This is a genomic window from bacterium (assembly GCA_037128595.1).
GTDB lineage: Bacteria > Verrucomicrobiota > Kiritimatiellia > CAIKKV01 > CAITUY01 > JAABPW01.
In genome coordinates this window covers 1-24,101 of the sequence record JBAXWB010000033.1, presented here as the reverse complement: position 1 = coordinate 24,101, position 24,101 = coordinate 1, and the positions used below count along the sequence as shown (strand labels likewise).

General features: G+C 57.4%; 21 protein-coding genes. 10 read left to right on the top strand and 11 right to left on the bottom strand.

Annotation, left to right across the window (positions count from 1 at the left end):
- The first annotated feature begins 92 nt into the window (after positions 1-92).
- Both ilvB and ilvN read left to right on the top strand, forming a co-directional pair.
- Positions 93-1,889: a biosynthetic-type acetolactate synthase large subunit gene (gene ilvB / locus WCS52_16765; GenBank protein ID MEI6168836.1), complete on the top strand. Its 1,797-nt coding sequence runs from the start codon at positions 93-95 to the stop codon at positions 1,887-1,889.
- 37 nt (positions 1,890-1,926) lie between these two features.
- Entirely contained in the window at positions 1,927-2,469 is a 543-nt protein-coding gene (ilvN, locus tag WCS52_16760; protein ID MEI6168835.1) for an acetolactate synthase small subunit, read from the top strand.
- 8 nt (positions 2,470-2,477) lie between these two features.
- Here the strand turns inward: ilvN and mutL are convergent, their stop codons facing one another.
- The 8 genes from mutL to WCS52_16720 form a co-directional block, all read right to left on the bottom strand.
- On the bottom strand, positions 2,478-4,280 hold the full coding sequence (gene mutL / locus WCS52_16755) for a DNA mismatch repair endonuclease MutL (GenBank protein MEI6168834.1): 1,803 nt from the start codon (positions 4,278-4,280) through the stop codon (positions 2,478-2,480).
- Between the two features lie 5 nt (positions 4,281-4,285).
- On the bottom strand, positions 4,286-5,785 hold the full coding sequence (locus tag WCS52_16750; GenBank protein MEI6168833.1) for a prenyltransferase/squalene oxidase repeat-containing protein: 1,500 nt from the start codon (positions 5,783-5,785) through the stop codon (positions 4,286-4,288).
- Positions 5,786-5,851: 66 nt separating this feature from the next.
- Positions 5,852-7,342, bottom strand: coding sequence for a prenyltransferase/squalene oxidase repeat-containing protein (locus tag WCS52_16745; GenBank protein ID MEI6168832.1), 1,491 nt, complete (start codon positions 7,340-7,342; stop codon positions 5,852-5,854).
- A 19-nt stretch (positions 7,343-7,361) separates the two neighbouring features.
- Positions 7,362-7,775: a biopolymer transporter ExbD gene (locus WCS52_16740; GenBank protein MEI6168831.1), complete on the bottom strand. Its 414-nt coding sequence runs from the start codon at positions 7,773-7,775 to the stop codon at positions 7,362-7,364.
- Between the two features lie 21 nt (positions 7,776-7,796).
- Positions 7,797-8,225: a biopolymer transporter ExbD gene (locus tag WCS52_16735; GenBank protein ID MEI6168830.1), complete on the bottom strand. Its 429-nt coding sequence runs from the start codon at positions 8,223-8,225 to the stop codon at positions 7,797-7,799.
- 24 nt (positions 8,226-8,249) lie between these two features.
- Positions 8,250-9,074, bottom strand: coding sequence for a MotA/TolQ/ExbB proton channel family protein (locus WCS52_16730; protein ID MEI6168829.1), 825 nt, complete (start codon positions 9,072-9,074; stop codon positions 8,250-8,252).
- A gap of 44 nt (positions 9,075-9,118) precedes the next feature.
- Positions 9,119-9,907 (bottom strand): hypothetical protein, encoded by a 789-nt coding sequence (locus WCS52_16725; protein ID MEI6168828.1) that lies wholly within the window; start codon positions 9,905-9,907, stop codon positions 9,119-9,121.
- Between the two features lie 15 nt (positions 9,908-9,922).
- Entirely contained in the window at positions 9,923-12,760 is a 2,838-nt protein-coding gene (locus WCS52_16720) for a tetratricopeptide repeat protein (protein MEI6168827.1), read from the bottom strand.
- Positions 12,761-12,951: 191 nt separating this feature from the next.
- Here WCS52_16720 and WCS52_16715 point away from each other — a divergent pair, with 191 nt between their 5' ends.
- Positions 12,952-13,578: a type II secretion system protein GspG gene (locus tag WCS52_16715; GenBank protein MEI6168826.1), complete on the top strand. Its 627-nt coding sequence runs from the start codon at positions 12,952-12,954 to the stop codon at positions 13,576-13,578.
- Positions 13,579-13,650: 72 nt separating this feature from the next.
- Here WCS52_16715 and WCS52_16710 read toward each other — a convergent pair whose 3' ends face one another.
- Entirely contained in the window at positions 13,651-14,424 is a 774-nt protein-coding gene (locus tag WCS52_16710; protein MEI6168825.1) for a hypothetical protein, read from the bottom strand.
- Positions 14,425-14,449: 25 nt separating this feature from the next.
- Entirely contained in the window at positions 14,450-15,931 is a 1,482-nt protein-coding gene (locus tag WCS52_16705) for a hypothetical protein (GenBank protein MEI6168824.1), read from the bottom strand.
- A 640-nt stretch (positions 15,932-16,571) separates the two neighbouring features.
- On the opposite strand from WCS52_16705, the gene WCS52_16700 reads away from it, so the two are divergent.
- The 7 genes from WCS52_16700 (at position 16,572) to WCS52_16670 (ending at position 21,054) form a co-directional block, all read left to right on the top strand.
- Entirely contained in the window at positions 16,572-17,156 is a 585-nt protein-coding gene (locus WCS52_16700; GenBank protein ID MEI6168823.1) for a Maf family protein, read from the top strand.
- Positions 17,157-18,010: 854 nt separating this feature from the next.
- On the top strand, positions 18,011-18,469 hold the full coding sequence (locus tag WCS52_16695) for a hypothetical protein (GenBank protein ID MEI6168822.1): 459 nt from the start codon (positions 18,011-18,013) through the stop codon (positions 18,467-18,469).
- A 175-nt stretch (positions 18,470-18,644) separates the two neighbouring features.
- Positions 18,645-18,878, top strand: a complete 234-nt coding sequence (locus WCS52_16690; GenBank protein MEI6168821.1) for a DUF2442 domain-containing protein — start codon at positions 18,645-18,647, stop codon at positions 18,876-18,878.
- Positions 18,879-19,135: 257 nt separating this feature from the next.
- Complete coding sequence (locus tag WCS52_16685; protein MEI6168820.1) at positions 19,136-19,471, top strand: hypothetical protein; 336 nt, start codon at positions 19,136-19,138, stop codon at positions 19,469-19,471.
- Positions 19,468-19,761: a NadS family protein gene (gene nadS / locus WCS52_16680; GenBank protein ID MEI6168819.1), complete on the top strand. Its 294-nt coding sequence runs from the start codon at positions 19,468-19,470 to the stop codon at positions 19,759-19,761. The genes WCS52_16685 and nadS overlap by 4 nt, the downstream gene beginning before the upstream one ends.
- A 754-nt stretch (positions 19,762-20,515) precedes the next feature.
- Positions 20,516-20,737 carry a DUF433 domain-containing protein gene (locus WCS52_16675; protein ID MEI6168818.1) on the top strand — a complete coding sequence of 74 codons (222 nt, stop codon included), beginning with the start codon at positions 20,516-20,518 and terminating at the stop codon, positions 20,735-20,737.
- Positions 20,734-21,054 carry a DUF5615 family PIN-like protein gene (locus WCS52_16670; protein ID MEI6168817.1) on the top strand — a complete coding sequence of 107 codons (321 nt, stop codon included), beginning with the start codon at positions 20,734-20,736 and terminating at the stop codon, positions 21,052-21,054. Before WCS52_16675 ends, WCS52_16670 begins: the two co-directional genes overlap by 4 nt.
- 759 nt (positions 21,055-21,813) lie before the next feature.
- On the opposite strand, the gene WCS52_16665 is transcribed toward WCS52_16670, so the two are convergent.
- The gene (locus WCS52_16665; protein MEI6168816.1) at positions 21,814-22,341 is read right to left on the bottom strand and encodes a nucleotidyl transferase AbiEii/AbiGii toxin family protein; all 528 of its coding nucleotides are present in this window, start codon (positions 22,339-22,341) and stop codon (positions 21,814-21,816) included.
- Positions 22,342-24,101 lie beyond the last annotated feature (1,760 nt).

The following is a 24,101-nucleotide window of genomic DNA, read 5'->3' as shown; positions in this document are numbered from 1 at the left end:
AATGTTGTGACGAAAATATTAATATCTTGCCTTCCGGAAGGTTTACACCTACCATGTGTCCATAAATTTCGAACATTTGAAAGGTAATAACCATGACAGCAACGGCAGGTTCGACAAAAACAGGCAAAAAGACAGCCAATAAGTCACCCGGCAGCACTGACAGTGCCGCCAGCGCCTCACTTGACGGCGGGCAGGCGATCATCAAATGTCTCGAAAACAATGGCGTCGAGTACATCTGGGGCTATCCGGGCGGATCCGCCATCCCCATCTTTGACGCGCTCATCACCACCAAGACCAAAATCAAAATGGTCCTGGTCCGGCACGAACAGGGGGCCACCCATATGGCGGATGGCTATGCCCGCGCCACGGGCAAGCCGGGCGTGGTCCTGGTGACCAGCGGGCCGGGGGCCACGAATACGATTACCGGCATCATGACCGCGCACATGGACTCGGTCCCGATGATCGTGCTCACCGGCCAGACGATTTCGCCTATGATCGGAAAAGACGCCTTTCAGGAAGCCGACGTGTTCGGGCTCACCATGCCGGTGGTCAAACACTCCTACCTGGTGAAGTCCGCCAATGATATCCCGCGGATCATGAAGGAGGCGTTCCATATTGCCACCACCGGCCGGCCGGGCCCGGTGATCATTGATATCCCGAAGGATCTCAGCTCCGCCCCCTGCACGGCCCCCCTGGATGCCGAGATGGATCTGCCGGGGTACGGCATGCCGCCGGCCCTCGACCTGAAACAGGTGCAGGATATAGCCGCCGCGCTCAACCGGTCGACCCGCCCGCTGCTTCTCTGCGGTCACGGGGTGCTGATTTCTTCCGCTGTTCCGGCCTTGCGGGCCCTGGCGGAAAAACTGGGGGCCCCGGTGACAAGTACGCTCCTCGGCAAGGGCGGCTTCCCGGAGGATCACCCCCTGTCCCTCGGCATGCTGGGCATGCACGGCACCGCCTATGCCAACAAGGCCATGGAAGAGTGCGACCTGATCATGTCCATCGGCTCACGCTACGATGACCGCATCACCGGGAAGGCGTCACTGTTCTGCAAGAACGCGATCCGGATTCACATCGACATTGATTGGGCGGAAATCGACAAGATGATCAAGGTCCACCATTACTGCGTGGGAGATGCCCGCGCGGTACTGGAGGAGCTGATCAAGCACATTTCCTCACTCGACACCAAGGCCTGGCTGGCCCGTCTGGACGGATATAAAAAACACTACCCGCTGAAGTACCGGATGCAGGGGGGGCTGAAAATGCAGCAGGTGATGGACGAACTCAACAAGATGCTTCCCCCGGACGCCATTGTGAGCACCGATGTGGGCCAGCACCAGATGTGGGCCGCCCAATTCATCAAAACGGTCCAACCGGACACCTGGATCAGTTCGGGCGGGGCCGGCACCATGGGCTTCGGGTTCCCTGCCGCCATTGGCGCGCAGTTCGGCAAACCCAACTCGCAGGTCTGGGCGATTGTGGGCGATGGCGGGTTCCAGATGACCCTGTGCGAATTGGCCACCGCCTGCATCCATAAACTACCCGTGAAAATCCTGGTGTTCAACAATCACTATCTGGGCATGGTCCGGCAGTGGCAGGAGCTGTTTTATGAATCACGCGAAAGCGGGGTCAATCTGGAAGGCAATCCCGACTTTGCCAAGCTCGCGGAAGCCTACCCGGGCGCCAAGGGGCTGACCCTGAAGCGTCCGGCCGATATCCATAAGATCCTGAAACGGGCGATGGAGTATCGTGAGGGGCCCTGTGTGATCAATGTCGAGTGCGTGAAGAGCGAAAACGTGTATCCCATGGTCCCCGCCGGCCGCCCGGTGGAGGATATGATCCTGGAAGCACCGAAATCCAAACTTGAAAAGCCCACCGGCTCCACTTGAGACGCAACCACGTAACCGTTTAAATTGAGGTAACAGCATGACAACCAATCCGATTCTGAGCACAAGTAACACGGCCCCCACCTCCACCGCACCGGTGATCCACACGTTGAGTGTGTATGTCTCCAACAACCCCGGTGTGCTGGCACGCATTGCGCAATGTTTTTCCCGGCGGGGCTTCAACATCGAATCGCTGGTGGTGTCGCCGGCCATGGACGGGAAGTTCTCCCGCATGACGATCGGGGCCAGCGGGAATCCGGACGGCCTGGAGCAGATCATCAAGCAGGTCAGCAAACTGATTGACGTGCTCCGCTGTGTGGACCACACCGGCGATAATGCCGTCATCAAGGAGCTCGTCATGATCAAGGTGGCGGTGAACCCCGCCGAGCGGGCAGAGGTGCTTCAAATCGGCGAGCACTTCGGCTGCAAGAATCTAGACATGACGGAGACCTCCATGATCCTGATGTTTGCCGGGAAAACGGAAAAAATCGATACCGCCATCCGCATGCTCAAGAAATTCAAGATCATCGAACTGGTTCGCACCGGTAAAATCGTGATGAGCCGGGGAGAGGGAGTGTCGTAACTCTCCCCCTACTCTCTCCCAAACTTCCGCGCCAGTTCCTTGAATGACGTGTAGATCAGGGTCGGGCGGCCATGGGGGCAGGTATAGGGCATTTCGGCGGAGGCCAGTGCCACCACCAGTTCCTCCACTTCCCGCAGGCTCAGGTGATCCCGGGCCTTCACGGCAGCCTTACAGGCGGCCTGGGCAATGGCTTCCTCACGCCACCGGGTATGACTGCCCCGCTCGCCCAGCGTTTCCAGGTGCCGGGCCATATCAATCAACAGCTCCTGGATATTCAGGCCATCCATCCCCTGCGGCAGGGCATCCACCACGAACGTATCGCCCCCGAATTCCGAAACGCCCGCTCCCATTTTCTTGATCAACTCGAGATTCTTGCGCACATACATCGCATCCCGTGGCTGGAGTTCCACCGTCACCGGCGGAAGCAGGCCCTGGCTTTCGACCCGCCCCTGTTCCAATGACTGAAGGATCTCCTCAAACAAGACCCGCTCATGGGCGGCATGGGGATCCATCACCACATACCCATCCTCGGTCTCAAGCAGGACATAGAGTCCGCCAATCTGGCCGATCACGCGGCACCAGGTCCAGGGTCCCTTCGCTGAAGGGGGTGCCGCCGGGCCCGCTACCGCCCCTGCGGCCACTCCTTCACCGGGACGCAGTTCGGGAGGACGCGGCTCGGGGGGGGCCATCCGGGGATAGGAAAAGATGCGTGAGGGCGGCAGATCCTCAATGGTCAGGCTGGGCAATACCACCTGTTGTTCATGGGCCACCGGGGCCTCAAAGGCAGGGGTCTGTCCTGCGACAAAGGCCGAACCGGCCCCGGACAAGGCCGAGCGGATGGTCCCGATAATGGCATCGCGCACCTCGGAGGGGTTCCGGAAGCGGACCTCCTTCTTGGTCGGGTGCACATTCACATCCACCAGCTCGGGATCGAGGTGGAGATACAGAAAGACATACGGATGCCGCCCGTCGGCAATCAGGGAGTGAAAGGCCTCGTTGATGGCATAACTGACCACCGGGGCGGTGGCCGGACGGCCATTCACAAAGACGTACTGCTCGGTCCGGTCGCCCCGCGTCAACTCCGGCAGGCTCACAAATCCCGTCAACCTGATCTCGCCGGCCGTTTTTTCGATCGCGCATAATTTCGCCACGATCTCCTTGCCGAACAGTTCCCGGATCCGCTCCTCCGGCGTGGCGCCGGCGGCCAGCGCCAAAGAGCGCCGGCCATCCAGGGTCAAACTCATCCCCACCGCCGGCCAAGCCAGGGCCTGCAGCAGAAACATCTGCCGCACATGCACGGTTTCGGTCTGGGGCGAACGCAGGAATTTGCGGCGGACAGGAATATTAAAAAACAGATCGCGAACTTCGATGAGGGTCCCCGGCGGGCCGCCGGCCTCCTTCACATCCAGCAGTTTGCCTCCGGTCACAACCAATTCGGTTCCGGCCAGGTCATCATGCCGGCGGGTCTGGAGGCGGAAGCGGGCGACGGAGGAGATGGCGGCCAACGCCTCGCCACGGAAACCCAGCGTATGGATATGTTCGATATCCGCCGCGGTATAGATCTTGCTGGTGGCATGCCGTTCGATCGACAGCAGGGCATCATCGCGATTCATGCCGGAGCCGTTATCGGCGACGGAGACCAGGCGGGTTCCACCGGAAACGACCTCCACATCAATCTGCGAGGCCCCGGCATCAATGGCATTCTCGAGGATTTCCTTGAGGATCGAGGCGGGGCGTTCGACCACTTCGCCGGCCGCGATTTTATTCGCGACATCGGTCGGAAGCAATCGTATGTGCCCACCCTCGCTCATCGGGTTCAAATCACATCCACCACAACATCATCCGACTTGGCGGCAGGCGCCGTCTCTTTTTCTCCCTCGACATGCTTGAACGTCGGCAGATAGCGATAATAGACTTCCAGCATCAGGCAACAGAGCGCGGTGGTGTAGACCGGCCCACCCCAGTCGCCGCCCTCCCAATGGCCCAGCGGCCCTTCCACGATCTGGCCCTGAACGAGCGCCTTGGTGAAGCGCGGGTTCCAGGACTCCCAGTCCTTGCCGCCCTTCTGGAACTTGGCCTGGGTGGCATAGTACCAGGTATACACCTCCTGTTTGCCCCGCTCCGCCTTCTTCTCGTTATCCTTAGGCTCAACCTGCGGAGCCCATTCCACCGGCATCTCTTCCATCAACTTCAAAGCGGTCCGCACCTGTGGCACATTGGGTTTCCCCATTAACTGCAGGCACAAGGTGCCTGCCGCGGTCATACTGGGTTTGGAGCCTGCGCCTGGACCGCCTTTCTCGTTGGCATAGCCGAAGCCACCCTGCCGGGGATCATAGGCAGTCTCCTGAATAAACGTCATACCTAATTTGATAGCGTCTTCCAGTTTGGGGTGACTGCAACCGGCCATTCGAGCCGCCTTCAGCGCTTGAAACTGCCAGCCAGCGACGGATAAATCCCACCGTGTCCCTTTTTTATAGCCATAGTCATAGCCCCCTCCCGGTTGCTGCCCTTCGATGATAATATTGATGCCCTTGTCCATGGCCTCCTTGAGGGCCATGATCTTCGTTAAGCCGAAGCCCTCACTGATCGCGTAGGTGCAAATCGCATGCTCATAACTATTCCCGCTGAATAACCCGTTGGGCTGTTGCTTGGACACGACATACTTCATGGCTTTTTCAACCGTCTGACCGAACTCGGGGGAGGAGGGGGTTTCCCCATGGGCCAGAAAGGCCAGCAACGCAAGACCGGACATCGCCAGTGCAGACGTCTTATCGGCTTTGGCCCATGAGCCATCCGCATCCTGCTTGGCCTTGAACCAGCGCAAGGCGCGCATCACGGTGTCTTCCCCGCGGCGGGATCCGCCAAAGGCGCTCAAGGCGCCTTTGCGCCCGCCCGACGTCCGTGCAGAATATAAGCCCTTCATCACCAGGGGACTTTTCGCCATGGCCACTTCGAACCCGGCCGACAGACTCGGATCGCCACTGCCGATTCCGGCCCCGGCGGAATCCCCGGCGCCCGAACCCGGCGCATCCGAGGGAACATCCATGGTGCTCACCGTCGCCACATCCGGACGTTCCACGGTGACATCCTCCTGAACCGGCGGCGTTTCCACCTTTTCAATCTCGGTCTTCATCACCTCTTCAAGCACATCCGCCTTGGTCTCCATCATGTTGACTTCGACTTCCGGGGGCGGCTCGGGGGGCGGGGCTGAGGCAAAAATCAGGAGCATCGACACGATGATCACGTGAAAAATAACGGATCCGACCGGACCCCAGATATGCTGCTTGATCACTCTCTGTATTTGAATTATATCCATGATTCGAGACTCCTATCCCCTATTACGCGAAATCCGGAAAATATTACAACAAATCGCGCGAGGGGATCAAATCACGTCCACCACAACATCATCCGACTTGGCGGCAGGCGCCGTTTCCTTTTCGCCCTCGACGTGCTTGAAGGTCGGCAGATAGCGATAATAAACTTCCAGCATCAGACAGCAGAGCGCGGTGGTATAGACCGGACCGCCATGGTCCCCGCCCTCCCAATGGCCCAGCGGCCCTTCCACAATCTGGCCCTGAACGAGCGCCTTGGTGAAGCGCGGGTTCCAGGACTCCCAGTCCTTGCCACCCTTCTGGAACTTCGCCTGGGTGGCATAGTACCAGGTATACACTTTCTGGGCTCCCCCCTTGCCCGCTTTTTCAGGCTCCACCTGGGCGGCGGCCCATTCAACGGGCAGCTCTTCGATAAATTTCAATCCGGTCCGCACTTGGGGGACATTGGGTTTACCCATCAACTGCAAACATAAGATCCCTGCCGATGTCATACTGGGGGTGGAGCCTGCTCCGGGGCCCCCCTTCTCATTGGCATAGCCGAAGCCGCCCGCCCGGGGGTCATAGGCGATGTCCTGGATGAACGTCATACCTTTTTTGATGGCATCCTCAAGCTTCGGATGGCTGCACCCGGCCATGCGGGCCGCTTTCAGCGCCTGGAACTGCCAGCCCGCGACCGACAAATCCCAACGTGGCCCTTTTTTATAAACATAATCATAGCCACCTTGGTCCTGCTGCCCCTCAATAATAATGTCGATACTCTTGTCCATGGCTTCCTTGAGGGCCATGATCTTGGTCAGACCAAATCCCTCACTGAGCGCGTAAGCCCCAATCGCATGTTCATACCCGGCGGCCCCGATCATCCCTTTGGCATTTTGCTTGGACACGAGATACTTCATGGCCTTTTCGACCGTCTGGCCAAATTCCGGGGAGGAAGGGGTTTCGCCATGAGCGAGAAAGGCCAACAAGGCCAATCCGGTAAAGGCAATCGGGCTCTTATCCGTTTTGGACCAGGAGCCATCGGCGTCCTGCTTGGCCTTGAACCAGCGCAAGGCGCGCATCACGGTGTCTTCCCCGCGGCGGGATCCGCCAAAGGCGCTCAAGGCGCCTTTGCGCCCGCCCGACGTCCGTGCAGAATATAAGCCCTTCATCACCAGGGGACTTTTCGCCATGGCCACTTCGAACCCGGCCGACAGACTCGGATCGCCACTGCCGATTCCGGCCCCGGCGGAATCCCCGGCGCCCGAACCCGGCGCATCCGAGGGAACATCCATGGTGCTCACCGTCGCCACATCCGGACGTTCCACGGTGACATCCTCCTGAACCGGCGGCGTTTCCACCTTTTCAATCTCGGTCTTCATCACCTCTTCAAGCACATCCGCCTTGGTCTCCATCATGTTGACTTCGACTTCCGGGGGCGGCTCGGGGGGCGGGGCTGAGGCAAAAATCAGGAGCATCGACACGATGATCACGTGAAAAATAACGGATCCGACCGGACCCCAGATATGCTGCTTGATCAGCCGCTGTATTTGAATGACATCCATGTTATGCTTCCGCCCCTGTTCAAGCGCCGCCGGAACTGACGACCGAGAGGTTGGTCAACTTGAGTTTCGCGCACAGGTCGAGTAATTCGATCAGTTTGCCGTGCGGCGATTCGTTCAGACACTGGATCAGGACCGTCTGCGTCTTATCCAGATCCGCCAGCTTGCCGAGCAGGGTGTTCAGACCCCGGCTATCCACGGCCCGGTCATTGATGGTAAAGCCATCAGGGAAGACCGTGACCCGGATCACCTTCGCCGGCGACTGGTCCTGGGAGGCCTTCTCCGCCATGGGACGGAAGACGTCCAGGTTGGTGACCACATCCACGGGTTTAGCCGTCAGGATGAAGAACGCCAGCAACTGGAAGGCCACGTCGATCATGGCGGTGAGGTTGAGTTCACCCGCCTGAAATGAATTTTTTCTGCGTTTTCTACCCATAAGAATCCATCCTTCGACCGGCTAGGCTTTTTCGGCTCGTTCCTTGAGTGCGGTGAACTTGATTTTCCAGATCTTGGCTTCGGTACAGGCATCCATGGCCTTCTTCACGGAGCCATGTTTGGCCCGCATATCCGCCATAATCAGCACCGGGACGTCGCCGCCCCGCGCATCGGCCCGGGCCTTGTTCAGGATCATGGTCAATTCACGGGCGGTAATCGGCGTCCGTCCAATGGACAGGGCCCCTTTTTCACTCACATACACCTTGACGGCACGGGGATCCTTCTTCTTTTCAACCACGCCGTTGGGCGCTGAAGCCAGTTTAATCCGGTCGTCCGTGGCACTTTCCTGCAAATTGGAGGTGCATACGAAGAAAATGATCAACTGGAAGACCACGTCGATCATGGCCGTCAGGTTGCCACTTAAATATTCTTCTTCTTTTTTCGCGCGCATAGGATCTTCAACTCCAATGCCGGTTTACTCCGAGACGACTTCGACGTTACGCAGGGCCTTGATCAGATCCAGCGTCAGGGCTTCCATCCGCAGAATGCTGTTCATGGCGCGGTTCTTGAAGTAGTAGAAGAAAACGGTCGCCGGCACGGCGGTACCCAGCCCGATGGCGGTGGCCCACAACCCGTGTGAAATGTTAACGGCCAGCATGGACTGCTGCGCGGCACCGGCCTCCATGGTTCCCATGGTATAGAAGGCCATGATCATACCTTGCACGGTACCGATCAGTCCCAGCATGGGGGTGGTGTTCGAGATCACGCTCAGGTAGGTGACGCGGCTGAGCAGTTTCTCGCTCTCCAGATCCGCGGCCACACCGACGGCGTCCTGCACCACTTCGTACCCTTCCTCAACCTGGGCAAACCCCGCCTTGAGAATGTTCGCCAGCGCGCCGGGCGAACTGTCGCAATGCCCGATGGCCTTCAACAGGTCGCCCTGCTCCATGGAGGAGCGGACGTTGGCAATCAAATCGGGAGGCATGATCTTGACATCCTTGATGTTGACAAACGAGTCGACAATCAGGGCCACACTGATGATAGAGCAGATGATCAACGCCGCCCAGATGACCATACCGAACCAGCCGGCACGCGTGATGATCTCCAGGAAACCGCCCTCGCCACGCTTCGGTGCGGCGGCCGCCCCGTCCTCAACGACCAGGCCACCGGCCGGCGCCGCTGCCACAGCCGCACCCGCACCTGCCCCGGCTGCTGCCGCTTCGGCCTTCACCCACTGTGCCGAACCCAGAACACAGAACACCGCCATTACCAGCCCGAACCATACTGCCTTTTTCATCATGCCATTCTCCTTGATACGTTAACTTCAGACCTTGAACATTACACTCACCCGCCCAGTTTCCTTGCATAAGGGCTGTCGGGATAATTCGCTCTCAACCGCTTCCTCAATTCTTCCGCACGGGGATCGCGCATCTCTTCAAATAACTGGGCCGCCTTGAACAGGGCTTCCGCCTGGAAGGCCGCCACGTCGCTATACACCAGGATCGAGCGGAGATAATCCAACGCGGCATCATCCCGCTTGCCATCCCCCTTGCTCAGGTCAGCGCGCTTGATCAGCGCCAGGGCCGCCAGGGGACGGGAATCCCCGGCAATGGCCTCGCTCAGGCTCTGCTTGAGCACCGCATTCATCTGGGCACCGGCCAGGGCGGTCCAATACAGGTTGTACTGGTCATCCGTCACCAGATTCTTGGCCGACCCTTCCATGATCCCGCTCAGTACCTGGGCCGCTTTCTTGAAATCGCCCTTGCCGAGATAAGCCTTGGCCAGAAGCTCACTGGCGATCCCGTCCCATTGCAACCGCTTATAGCGGCCGATCACATCCTCGAGGATCGGGATGGCTACCTCGAACTGCTTGGCGGCACAGGCCTGCGCGGCCTTGTCAAATTCGGCGGGCTTGGTGATCTGCAGGGAATCCACTTCATCGGCCGGCACCGCGAGCATGGTGCCGTCTGCCTGATCCACCTGATACTCCTGGCGGCTGGCAAACCACTTGATTTTAAGGCCTGAAATTTCACGCCCGTCGGTCTTGACAATTTTATCGGCCCGCACGGCGCCGGGAAGCCCCAGGAGCACCGACGCGACCACCGCCCAGATCACTATGCTGTTTTGGCTCATGCTGTCCTGATCCTCTTATCGGCCGGTTGCCAGTCTGGTTTTTGCGTCATCCCGCCCCTGTCGCGCCTTGTTCACAAGCCGCCCCTGCGGGAACTGTTTCAAATAGGTCTCACAGGCCTCAATCATGTCCTTGTACCGTTCCAGCTCCTTCATCAGCGGCAAGGCCGCTTCAAAGGCATTCTCCACCACCGGGCGGACCTTCATGTTGGAATAATCGGCAAAGTCCAGGATTTTCACAAAGGACGCCATGGCGGGCAGTTTTTCACCCTGCATGAGCTGGATCAGCGCCATCTCGTAATCGGCATTCACCAGCATTTCAGGCTCCCGCGCATATTGCCGGACCTTGCCCATGGCGAGATAGGCCTTGTCAAAATACGGCTTGGCCGCCTTCAAATCGGGCATCGATTTCTTGGCCACCTCAGCATAGGCCCGGCTCAGCGCCAGATTGATCTCGATGACATAACCGGACTTGGGGTTCTTGGCGAGGAAGTTGGTATAGACGTTGATCGCTGCATCAAACTCGCGGACTCCGCCCAGTGACTGTGCATACCCCACCGTAGCGGCCTGCAACACCCCCGGATCGGGTGACTTCATGGCCTCGGCAAACAGGCCCTTGGCCACTTCATACTCCTTCGCCTCCAGCAACACCCGGCTGGCCCGCAGGAACTGGCTGGGATTAAAGGCCTTGGTGTTCTTCAACATCTCGGTATAGACCTTGACCGCCTTGTCCTTCTCGCCCATCGCCATCAGGGCATCGGCCCGGACAAAGATGGTGTTTTTAGCCTGATCACTGTCGGGATACTCTTTCACCAGCCGGTCGAAACATTTGCCGGCATCATCAGATTTATTGAGCAGATAGTTCAGGGTTCCCATGGCGCCCAGGGCCGCCGGAGCCATATCGGATTTCGGGAATTCCTTCATGAAGGCGTCATAGCCATCCACGGCCTTCTGCTGGTACACGGCCACCTGGTTGGTGGGCTCGCGCAACCGCGAGTAGCATTGCGCCCGTGAATACAGGGCATATTCATACGACCGGCGCACCCGCACGGTATCTTCCGGCGTCTCCGCAAACTTGGCCCCGTCCTGGGTGATCAGCTTGATCAGGCGCGCATATTCGTTCAAGGCCGGGATGATCATGTCCGCCGAGCGATAGGCATCCCCCAGGCGCAACCGCGAGCTGACCATTTCGGGCCCGGCCACCACCTGGGCAATGTAGTTGGTCAGGTAGGGAATGGCATTGGTGTAATCGCCCTGCAACGTCATCACATAGGCGCACCGGCTCAGGGCGTCGGGGTAGACCCGGTTCCGGGGATAATTCTCCAAAATGCGCTGATAGTATTTCAGGGCGTCCACCGTATTCGTGGCCCGCAGCGCGGCTTCCGCCTGGCGGAACATGATGGCGGGCGCCTTGGTGTGGTCGGCATAGCTGGCAAAAAACAGTCCATAAACGGTATCGGCCTTCAACTGGGCGCGCCGCTCCTCATAGAGTGACGCCACCGCCAGCAGGGCGTTGCCCGCCTCCTCGTACCGGTTGGTGTTCTGGCAGTAGCGCTCCGTCAGATACTCGGTCATGGCCCGGGCGTAGGGGGCATCATTGAGCTCCACATAACTGCGGGCAAGTTCGCTCACCGCCCAGGGGGCGCCCTTGAAATCATCGGAAATCCCGAGCACTTCCGCGTAACGCTGCGCCGCCATCTTGAAATCCTGATTCTGGAACAAGACGCGGGCCTGCTTGAGTTGTTCGGACACCAGCTGGGCATTATTGCTGACCGGGCGTTTCACGACTTTCCCCATACTCTCGAGCAGATCGGCAATGCTGTCCGCACGCCGGCGGGCTTCCGAAGCCCAACTGCTGGAGGGGTATTTCTGCGCCACGGTGTACAGCTGGCCCATGGCCTGGCCGAACATCTTGAAGGCTTCCGGCTTCGTCGCCTCATCTTTGACTTTCACGCGGGCTTCGTCATCAAGCAGTGTCCCCAGCAGGAACTTACATTCCGCCATCGGGCTGAGACTGGCGTCCCCGGCCTCTTTAAGCATATTGTCCACGTCCGTCAGCATGGTCATGTAATCGGTGATCGCCTTGCGGGCCAGCGCCTTGTCCCCGTTCACCAGATGGACATGCGCCTGGATCACGACGGTCTTGGCGAACCAGAGATCCGTGCCCTTCCATTGGATCTCGGTAGAGTATTTGATGGCGTCCGCCAACAGCGCCTTCTTCTTGTCCGGGGGCGTGCCGGGCAGCTCCGCCACCCGCAACAGCAGCTCGGCCATTTCCGTTTTCACACGACGCTCGATGTCCGTTGAATTCAGCGGACAAGTCAAGACGCGGCGGTAGGCGTCCAGGGCGCCAACCAGATCGCCGGACAACATCAGCATCTGGGAAAACTTATAGGCGGATTCACCATAGAGCCGGGCGATTTCCGGGGGCGGCCCCTGGGGAAACTGCTTGAAGAAGGTCTCATAAATGCGCTGTGCATCCTTCATGCGCTGCCAGGCATAATACTGGTCGCCCAACGCCAGCTGCATGACCATGGTTTCCGGCGCACCGGGGGGGAGGGTCTTGAGGAAGGCTTCGGCCTCATCGAACTTGCCGCGGGAGGTCAGGATTTCCACCCGGACCTTGGCGGCTTCCGCCTTGGCACCCGGATATTTCGCGATGAACCGGTCCATCGCCTTCTGGGCATAGTCCGGGAAGTGGAATTTAATCAACTCAGACGCGAACTTGAGTTCCAGTTGCGTCTCCGCTTGTTCATCAGCAGCCGACGCTGATGTGGCGGCCAGAATGACCACTAACCCAGTCGCCAACCGACGCATTGCCCAAAGGCCCAGCTTGTAGAGCTTTTTAGTCACCATGGTTTTTTGTTATTATCAAACGGTTCATATCAAGTCAAGGGATCTGGATTAATAATACATGACCTTGGAAAGAAATGTTTAACTACGAAACACGCGAAATTCGCGAAAAGAATATTTTACTGATCTGAGCATCAAACCCTTTCGCGAATTTCGCGTGTTTCGTAGTTGGTTTTATTATACAAGTCACCATTATGAAATACCGTTGCCCCCATTGCCGTCATCTTTTTGAAAAACTGGACTCCGCGCATTGTCCGAATTGCAAAAAAGCCCTGCGCCACCCCATGAAGTGGAAGGGGCTCAAGGAGGAAAAGACCCGGCGGGAAGGGATTCAGCAACGCCTGCCCGCGACCAGGGACATGCGCAAGCCCCTCTGGATGCTCTTCCTGAACCGGCCCCGCTTCGCCGTCTGGGTTCTGGGCGGCTGCATGCTGGTGGGGGGCGTGATCCTCTCTTCCAGCGACAAGGTCACCACGCCCTATCAGGCCCCCAACAAAGTGGCCCGGACGCGCAAGGAACTGCTGGTCATGCGCACCGCGCTGGAATGGTTCCGGATCCACTGCAAGCGCTTCCCCACCACGGAGGAGAGTTTAAAGGCACTCGTCCGGGATCCGGGCGTGCCCGGCTGGAAAGGCTTTTATATCGAGGAATTGCCCCCGGATCTGTGGGGTCATCCGTTCCTCTATTCCAGCAGTAACGACACCATCCGCCTCTCGTCCAGCGGCCCTGACGGCAAACCGGATACCGCCGATGATATCCAGGCCCCACCCCCGGATTACAAGGCCTTGATGAAGCGGTTGTCGAAGGAGATGGGAGAGTAGGGATGTGAGTCGAGAGTCGTGAGTTGAGAGCCATCAGTCTTGACTTATGACTCGTGACTCATGACTCGCGACTCATTTCGCCGCTTTGGCGGCGAATTCGCTCGCCTTGAAGTCCTGCTGCAGGATCTTGCGCAACTCGGCGGCGCGGGGATCCTTGGCCTTGTCCAGCAGCTCGGCGGCATTGTAAAGGGCTTCCGGCTGAGCGGCCTTCTCGCCCTTGAAGATCGTCACGATCTTAAGGAAATCAGACAAGGCGGCGTCCTGGTCGCCATCCTGCAAATACATATTCGCCCGGACCAGATAGGCGGTGGCCGCGAGATCCGGAGCCCCGGTTCCCATTGCCCGCCCTAATTCCTGATGAAGCCGCTTGGTGTCCCCGGCCTTCTGCAAGGCCTTCCAATAGATCATCTGCAAGGCGGGGGTCATGGTCCCACCGGCCTCGGCCAACGCATCGATCGCCACGGCCGCCTTCTTGGTGTCATTCATCTCAACATAGCACTGGGCCTGCAGCTTCAAGGCGTCGAGATCCCAGCTGAGCTTCTTGTACTTCTTGATCATCCCTTCCAACAGGGGAATAGCGAGGGCGAATTGACGCGAGGCGATCAGGCTCTTGGCCTTGTCCAGCTCCGCTGGCCGATCGATGTCGATTTTTGTCACTTGGTCTTCGGGAACGGGCATGCTGGCGCCTTCATTCACCACGAGGTAATCATGGGTAGCCTCGCGCCACTCAATGCTCTTACCGGACACGGTGCGTCCGTTTTTCATGACAATCGAGCTCGCCCGGGCCGACAGCGCCGTCCCGCCCACCATCACCAGCACCACGAGAATTCTGACCAAGATGTTCATTGTTATTCTCCTTAACTAAAACCCTCTACCGCCGGCCTTTGCCTTTGGGACGCGCCATCTGGACCCGTGCCACCGCTGTGGCTGGCACTGCCATACGCCCATCGGAAAACTCAATCACATGACCCTTTTCAACCAGCCATTGCACCTGACGCTTGAACTCCGATTCCTTCGGGTTCACCGCACCGGCGACTGGAGCAGTCGGAGCAGTCGTTACCGGCTCGGCTTCAACCGCCGCCGGAACTGCCGCCTCGGCATCCGCCTCCACCGCCACCGCGACGGGAGCGGGAGCGCCCTCGCCCGCGGGCACCGCGCCCGGGAACAACTGAGCCATGAGCTCGGCCTTCGTACAGCCCGGATTGGCCGCCACAAAATCAAGAATCTCGCGGATCCCCTCCACGGCATGGGCGGGATCAATGGCGCTCGGCGCCACCGAGGTGACAAACGTAAAGCCGCCCGCCGCCTTGAAGGTATGCAGACCCAGATGACGGAAGGCCAGCCGCAACGTGACCGAAAGCTTGAGAGGGAACCGCGATTCCTTCTGCCAGGCCTCCTCAATCACCGAGCGCAACGGACCCGGGTCCATCGCATGGGCAATCGTGCCCGAGACCACTACGCTGCGGGATTCCTTGATGGCGCCCGTCAGACAGTGTTCACGGAAATAGGCTTCGGCTTCGGTGAAGCGGGTGAAGGTGACGGCGTTTTCATTCTCGCCGAACTGATAGACCACCTGCTGGCACATCTCCTCTTTCCACTTTTCAATCACCGCCGCGTCATGGATCGTTTCAATCCGCTTGCGATAGGCGTCCATGGGCATATCCGCAAAGCGCGAGCGGTGCACTTCCGCCACCTTGTCGTTATAGCCGTGGTAATTCGGCGGGCCGAGCAGGATGCTGGAGAGCCCGCATTTGGCGACGCAGACGAAATTCCCCTTGGGCGCCTCAACCTCTTTGACGTCCTTTTTGCAGAACTTCTCGAAGTGTTTGGCGAAGACGTGGGCCCCGGCGGCTTCCTTATCGAGGAAGATGGCCTTGCACTCCGCACACTGGTAGAACGCAAAATTTTCAAGAGTGGCCGGAGCGTCGATCTTGATGAGATAATAGTCAGGCTTACTGAGGAACAGGGCTGCCACTTCGAATAATGAATAGGCCCGGCCCGACCGGCCGAGGCGATGCGCCAGGGGCGTGAGGCCGCGCCGTTCAGGGAGAAAGGTCACTTCCAGGGCCGCCAGCCGCTCATCGACGGGTTCCGGTTTGGGTTGGGGCAAAGCAAAGTCACTGCGGGGCCGGTCGCGGAATTCGGGCCGACGCGCGCCCGCGCCCGGACGCCGTTCCGTGCGCTCCGGCCGGTCACGCCGGCGGGAATCAGAACCCCGGTCATCCCGTTGCTGACCACTGAAACGGTCCCCTCCTCCGGCGGCCCTGTCATCAGGAGGCCGACGCGCCCAGCCAGGAGTGAAGTTTAAATCAATGATCAAATGCTCTTTGTTTTCGGATACCGGTTCAGTCATAGCTGGGCATTATAGGCCCGCACGTCGATTTTTCAAAACGGTTTTTTTAAGAACGACTCAAGGTACCGGATTCGGGGTTCAGGGTTCAGGCAAATTTCGGGGCCGCCCCCCTCCTTTTTGACCCTCCTAACCCCCGCCTTCTGCCCCTCCAAATGGAGGGTTTTGCTCTGTCAAAACCGCTGGAGAAGCAGGAAGACTTCACCACTGATTCAAGAAATGAAAGAAATCCGGATTCAGCCTAAGAAATCTAAAATGTTGCGGCATTGTTAATTCGGGGTGGTCGTACTATGGGGTTACACGGGAACGCGTTGTGGTCTTCCCCGAATTAAAAATCCCGCAACGGTGTTTCGGGGGGACATTCAAGAATCATAGTGGGATCAAGCCCTTGAGTTACCACATTTCCCCTGATGTCCGGGAAAAACCTGTTTGGCGATTTTTCGTGGCTGGCTAGTTACAGGGGACCCTACCTGCCCCTAGCGCGCCAAGCCAGACATGACAAATCGCCAAACATTTTGGGCGTTTCTGAATTTCCTTCATTTCTTAAATCAGTGGTGAAGTCTTCTCTTTAAATCCACGGTTTCTTACACTGGCGCATAATTAGAAGTGCGTACCCGGCGGCTTCATTGCTAAACTGCCCCGCATGAACCTTATCCTGGCATCACAATCCAAAGGGCGGGCGGCCCTTTTAAAGGCGGCGGGGGTCCGTTTCCGGCAGATTCCCTCGCAAGCCCGGGAGCCGGCGCCGGCCAAAGGCGAGAATCTGGAGCGGCATGTGCTGGCGCTGGCCTGTTTAAAAGCCGAAGCGGTGGCCCGGCGTTATCCCCGCGCCATCGTCATCGGGGCCGACACCGCCCTGATTCTGGGTGATAAGATCATTGGAAAGCCGAAATCCCTGGCGGACGCACGACGGATGCTGGCCCAGTTGGGCCGTCAGCCGCACCGGATCAGCAGTGCGGCCTGCGTGCTGATTCCTTCGAAAATCAAAGGCCGGCCCCCGCGCAGTGTTAAATTGGTGGAATCCGCCACGGTCACCCTCCGGCGCTGGACGCCAGCCCGGCTCCGCCAGCATGTCGCCCTCACGCACCCGCTGGCCTGGGCAGGGGCCTATGCGGTGCAGGATCCTTGGTCCGCCGCCATTGTCCAGCACATTGAAGGCGACCTCGCCCCCGTCATCGGACTCCCCCTGGAGGCGGTGCTGAAGACGTTGAGGGGCGCTGAGCGTTGATATCCCCGCCGAACCCATTCATTTCACATCGATTAACAGGATATACAGGATAAGGTTCGGATCGAATAATGGGTTCAGGGTTATCCTGTGTATCCTGTCTATCCATGTTTGAATCTCATTCTTGGGCCCCTTCCTGCCGGCGCTGACAGAGCAGCGCCCTCCATTTAAGATTCTATTCCCGAAATGGAGGGTTTTGCTCCGTCAAAACCATTCCTCAATGGCGCTGACAGATCCGCCTCCGTGCCCCTACGGCGGACCATGGCCGCGCCTTTCCTTGAAGATTTCAATATGCGCAAACAATAAAAAAGCGTTTGCGCATATCTTCGGCGATAAAGTCCAAAGATCCTGCAGCGAGGGCACATCTGCGATCGGGGAGCACCGTTGCCGCGACCATCCGGCTTCCCGGCTGAGTCGACCCGGGGAGTGCAGGGACTGTCCCTGGTGACACGTTGCCGGAACAAGAACAGTTACTGGCCCTGACAAACTGTCTGGGCTACTGTTGTGGGAGGCGCGCTACGCGCGGCGATTCTTGTCCGGCTCAGACACCCCTGTGAGCCTGTCGCGGCGCGTAGCGCCCCTCCCACATACGGATGGTCAGGGACTGTCCCTGGTGAACGGTGATTTACATGGGGATCATCTTGACTCACAACACCTCAGATGGCATCCTTATTTTATGTCAACCGTAACGATCAAACTTCCCAAAGGGTGCTCCAGCGGCATTGTTGCAACCCACTCGATCCGAGATAGACGGGTAGTCGCCCATGGACGCCAGTTGAAGTCCGTGCTCCAACGCGCAAGAAAAGCAGGCGCAGTAGAGCCTGTAATTATGTTTGTTCCACATGCAGATGGACGGTATGTCTACTGAATTTATGGAATCTCGCGCGTACCCCTTTTATCGCATCGAGTATCAGAAGGGGCTGAAAACACCTCCCTGGCGAATCTATCTTCCGATTCGATTCTCAAACCCTTCAACTGGCCAAACTGTTTCCGTCTATGGCCTTGTGGACACCGGCGCTGATGCCTCGCTATTGCCCGCCAGCCTCGTCACGCTATTGGGGCATGACCTCAAGGGCCAAGGCGTCAAAGACCGCATCACAAAAGGCATCGAGGGCAAAGACATGACCGTTTACCGTCATACATTCGATGTCGAACTCCTCTCGGCCACAGGTGGCGCAACCGTACGGACTTTTCGAGGATCGCTCATAGACTGTTCGGATTTGAACCCACCCGTGATTCTTGGCGCTTCCGATTTTTTGACACATTTCGCCTGGGCAATTGATTATAAAACCCAGGACGTTGTTGTGGACTGGTGAATCCCCCCCCCCTGATCTTTCGATTTAAGGCGTTCTCTTATACACCTAAGCGAAAATCAAGGAGTGTCACGAACGCATCCCAATGCTTTTTTATAATCTGAACCGTTTCAGATCGGCATTTCAAGGAAATGGGAACTACTTGTGTGTCCCTATTGAGTTACAAAGGGCTGGACCAATGATTATTTCAAAAATTCAGCCGGAATCTAATTGGATATTGACCATCTCTGCGGAAGATGGGCGCACGGGAACATTTGACCTCGCCCCTTATTTAAAATATGAGGCATTTGAAGCTCTACGTGATCTGAACGAATTCATAAAGGTCTCGAGCAGAGGCTATTTTGTCGAATGGGCGTGCGGCGCCGATCTGACGGCTGACACCATTGAGGCGAAGTGGTGCCTCAAATCGTAATACGCCTTTGCTACGCGCATCAGCCGGCCGGGACTCTACTACGTAGCGAAGGTCCGCTACTTCGAAGAGTAGTAACGCCGGTTGCCACCAGTGCTTCGCACCCAATTCCCTCCAAGGTGGCATTCGCCCAGATCAGCGACTGTCCCAGGTGAACTCCCCGCTATAATTTCATAAAATTAGAACTGACACATCTAATACATATACTATACTTGACCATATTAATAATCACGAATTTAAAGAGTTGACGAGGTAAGCCAATGGCGTATAGTAAAGGGATCGTTTTTCTGGAAACGTCGTTCTTCACAAAGCAGATCATTGCGCTGTTGCCCGATGATGATTATCTGGGACTCCAGCAGGCGTTGATTTTAAATCCCGGAGCGGGCGACATTATTCGGAATAGCGGGGGCTTGAGAAAAGTGCGCTGGCGAACGGCCGCCCGCGGAAAGCGTGGAGGAATCCGCGTCATTTACTACTGGCTCGTTGGCCAGAATGAGATTTATATGCTGTTGGCCTATGGCAAGAATCAGAAGGACGATTTATCTGCAAGGGAGCTGACCCTCCTGCGCGGACTCGTCAGCAAGTTGTCACAATGAAAAAAAAATTATTCAAAGATTTAACAGAGAGCCTTTCGGAAGCAGGAAGAATTCGGAAAGGGCAGTTATCCCCCAGCCGTGTGCGGCAATTCAATCCGGTGGATGTGAAGCGAATCCGTAGTGGACTTCATATATCCCAGAGTCAGTTCGCCATGATGATCGGTGTGAGCAAGGCCACGCTTCAAAATTGGGAACAAGGCCGCCGCGTCCCGGATGGTCCGGCACGAGCGCTTCTATGCGTCGTCGAAAAGCAACCGCAGGCAGTTCTGGAGGCCCTCCAAGCCTCTTGAACAGAGTTCACTTCACATCGATTAACAGGATGTACAGGATAAGGTGCGGATCAAATATTGGGTTCAGGGTTATCCTGTGTATCCTGTTAATCGATGTTTGAATCTCATTCTTGGGCCCCTACCTGCCGGCGCTGACAGATCCGCCTCCATGCCCCTACGGCGGACCATGGCAGGGACTCTACTACATAGCGAAGGTCCGCTACTTCGAAGATTAGTAACGCCGGCTGCCACCAGTGTTCAACGCTCACTATCATCCGCCAAGGTGGTATTCGACGTCCCCGGCGAATGCATTCGCCCAGACCAGGCCTAAATTTCGAGGAAATGGGAACTATTTGTGTGTCCCTATTGAGTTCTGTCTCTGGAGTTTTTTGTGGGAGGCGCGCTACGCGCGGCGATTCTTGTCCGGCTCAGACACCCCTGTGAGCCTGTCGCGGCGCGTAGCGCCCCTCCCACATGCGGATGGTCAGGGACTGTCCCTGATGAACGCAAAAGGCCCGCGTGCACACGTAGGCGCGGGCCTTTTATCGACCATATAACCTGATTCTGGCGGCCTCTTTGCTGACACACTCCTCGCATTCAGCCGGTAGTAACGCCGGCTGCCACCAGTGTTCAACGCTCAATATCATCCGCCAAGGTGGTATTCGACGTCCCCGGCGAATACATGCGCCCAGATCAAGCCGAAACAGGGACTGTCCCAGACAAACTACATAATCTGAAAGCTTGAATAATTGCGGAAACTTTCAATAATAGGGACATGAATCACTTAAAACAGACGGTCGTTAGCGATCCCGCTATTCTGGGTGGCACTCCTGTTTTCGAGGGCACCCGGGTACCGGTGCAGAATCTGATCGCGTGCCTTGAAGCTGGCGATTCCATTGATCTGTTCCTTTACGACTTCCCCTCTGTCAAACGGAATCAGGTGATCGCTGTTCTGGAGGCGGCCAAACAGGATTTGCTTGAAGCCGTTCCCGCATGAAAGTGATCCTGGACGAATGCCTTCCCCGGCGTTTGGCGAGAGATCTTCATTCACACACCATCACCACCGTGCCCCGGCAAGGCTGGGCAGGAAGGAAGGACTCTGAACTGTTGAGCCTGATCCGGGGTGAATTCGATGTTTTTGTCACCATGGACTCCAATCTGATCTACCAGCAAGCCCTGCCCGCCGATTCCTTATGCGTCATCGTTCTTCATGCGCCGAACAGTTGCTACGAAACGCTCCTCCCCTTGATTGAACGGCTCCTGGATGCCATCAACAACGCCAAACCCGGCCGCGTGATTGAACTCTCGGAGTAGCCACGGCGTTTCGCTGGTTGGGGCTTGGCTCGACTAGTTGCTCGCATTCAGCCGGCAGGGACTCTACTACGTAGCGAAGGTCCGCTACTTCGAAGAGTAGTAACGCCGGTTGCCTCCAGTGTTCAACGCTCACTATCATCAGCCAAGGTGGCATTCGACGTCCCCGGCGAATACATTCGCCCAGATCAGGCCGAAATTTCAAGGAAATGGGAACTATTTGTGTGTCCCTATTGAGTTATTAGCCTGCCCCTGGAGTTTTCCTGGAGTTTTTGTGGGAGGCGCGCTACGCGCGGCGATTCTTGTCCGGCTCAGACACCTCTGTGAGCCTGTCGCGGCGCGTAGCGCCCCTCCCACATGCGGATGGTCTGGGACTGTCCCTGATGAACGACCCCGAAAAAACGAAAGCGCTTTCGTTTTTTCCAGCGAACCGTGCCACGCTCATGTAATTCTGCAGTCGCTACAGGGACTGTCCCTTACGCCCCACAGACGGCCTCTCTCGCTCACCCTGGCCTTGTTTCCAGTTTGCTCCTGCCCACGTTCCAGGGGTTTCACCCCTGGCTTTCGAATTCAACCCTTTCAGGGTTGGGAAGAATCTGATTAGGGACTGGCCCAGGCGACCCGTCCTGAACGAACCCGACCACCGGCGCATCAGCCAAGGTGGCATTCGACGTCCCCGGCGAATGCTTTCGCCCAGATCAGGCCTAAATTTCAAGGAAATGGGAACTATTTGTGTGTCCCCATGGAGTTTCTCATATGGAGCTATGGCTCAATCTGGCGCTGAAGATCGAGGGGAAGTGAAGCGCGCAATTCCGGATGTGACTCAACTAACCGGACGATATCAGCGAAATCCTTTATCCGCTTGCTCTGGCGGCGTGCTGAATCAGAATATGCCATCAATTTGCCAGCCATCGTGTCTTGCAGACTCGCCACACGCAGGAGAATCCCATGGACATCGGCCGCCACAGCGCGAGCCGGAAAATCCCGGTAGGTTGGCTCTGTCGTCAGTTGCAAGCTGACACTTGATTTCCCCACGAAATTGACTGACCATTCGTGCCGCTCAGCAGTAAACCCCGCCTCACACAGCACCTGTTCAGCACGTGCAAGATTTTCCGCAGCCACTACAAAGTCCACATCACGGGTAACCATGGGCTCCGCAGCCCAATGATTGACCGCCACTCCGCCTATCGCGCACCAGGATACTTCAGCACGCTCAAGGGCGTCCACCATCCGCATCACATCATCAGCGCCCCCAGCTGTCTGCCAGTCATAGAATTGCCGCTTTGTCATGTCACATAGAATAACGAAAGCCTGTTTTGTATGCGAGAAATTTAAGGAATCCCATCAGCCGGCAGGGACTCTACTACGTAGCGAAGGTCCGCTACTTCGAAGAGTAGTAACGCCGGCTGCCACCTGTGCTTCGCGCTCGACATCATCCGCCAAGGTGGCATTCGACGTCCCCGGCGAATGCATTCTCCCAGATCAGGCCGAAATAAGATTTGTCACGAACGCATTCCAATGCTTTTTTTCATCTGAAGCGCTTCAGATCGTCATTTTAAAGAAATGGAAACTACTTGTGTGTCCCTATTGAGTTCGACTCGACCCGAAGAACCGGGACCGTCCCTGGACGACCGCACGCACCCCGAAGCGGGTGCCACTCCTCAGCCCGGGGTGAAACCCCGGGTTCACGGTCCCAGATAAACTCGGTGTGGCCATGGAGCGCGAAAAATGACAACCGGCCTCACTCGCTCTCTCCGGCCTCGTTTCCCCTTTTCCATTCCGGGTCTGGTTCCAGGGGTTCACACCCTGGCTTTAGAATTCAACCCCTTCAGGGTTGAGTACAAATATAGGGACTGTCCCTGGCGATTCATAAGCCAGAGCGATTTTTAAGCCCGGCTGACGCGTCGGATCGCTGACGGCAACGTCATCGTTCTTTCCTGCGGAAGTGCGCCTCGGGAGGCGTCGGAATCGGGTTGCCGGAAGAAGCTCCTTCTAGGGACTAGCGGATGGCACGTTGTACCACCACGCTCATAGCCTGAATAGCTCCCCGGCGTTTATACCCCAAATGACAATAGCCGTTTGCCTGAGGGAATAGGCTCCAATGGGTGTCTGGGAATGATCCTGATACGCACGTCATGACGATCCGGAAACCAGCCACTCGAGAGCACGACCAGTAGCAACGAGAGGAAGGAACAAAGTCAGTGGAAAGCCGAAGTCAACGCCTGCCCCTACAACCGGGGCTGTCCTGCAAAGCCAAGACTATTTTTTGTCGCTTCGCGGGTTGGGACGAATCCGTCTTGACTTTGCTTCTCATGGGTGTCCCTGGAGTTTTCCTGGAGTTTTTGTGGGAGGCGCGCTACGCGCGGCGATTCTTGTCCGGCTCAGACACCTCTGTGAGCCTGTCGCGGCGCGTAGCGCCCCTCCCACATGCGGATGGTCTGGGACTGTCCCTGGTGAACGCCCTGGCTTTCGAATTCAACCCCTTCAGGGTTGGGAAGAATCTGATTAGGGACTGGCCCAGGCGACCCGTCCTGAACGAACCCGACCACCGGCGCATCCGCCAAGGTGGCATTCGACGTCCCCGGCGAATGCATATGCCCAGATCAGGCCGAAATTTCACGGAAATGGGAACTATTTGTGTGTCCCTATTGAGTTACCTGTGCTTCGTGCTGAATATCATCCGCCAAAGGAACATTCGTCAGGATGTGGAAGCGCCACTTAAAAAGGCCCGCGTGCACACGTAGGCGCGGGCCTTCTTGATCGGAGATATACTTGCGAAATCTAATAACATCCAATGCTTAACTGCTGGCGGCATTCGGAAAGTATACCAGTCCGGCACTCGGAAAGTGCACCACCCCGAAGCGGTTAATAATGTAGGTTGATGATGGCAGGGAAGCAAGGTTTGTCTCCCGCCTGAACCCGAACGCCGGGCGTAGAATTCTCCGTTCTGTGGTGGCCTTCTGCCTCCCCAGCCTGTAGCCCGAGCCCGCCGTAGGCGCATATGCGTCAACCTAACGGGGTGCCTGCGTAGCAAGAATGCCTACCCAGAA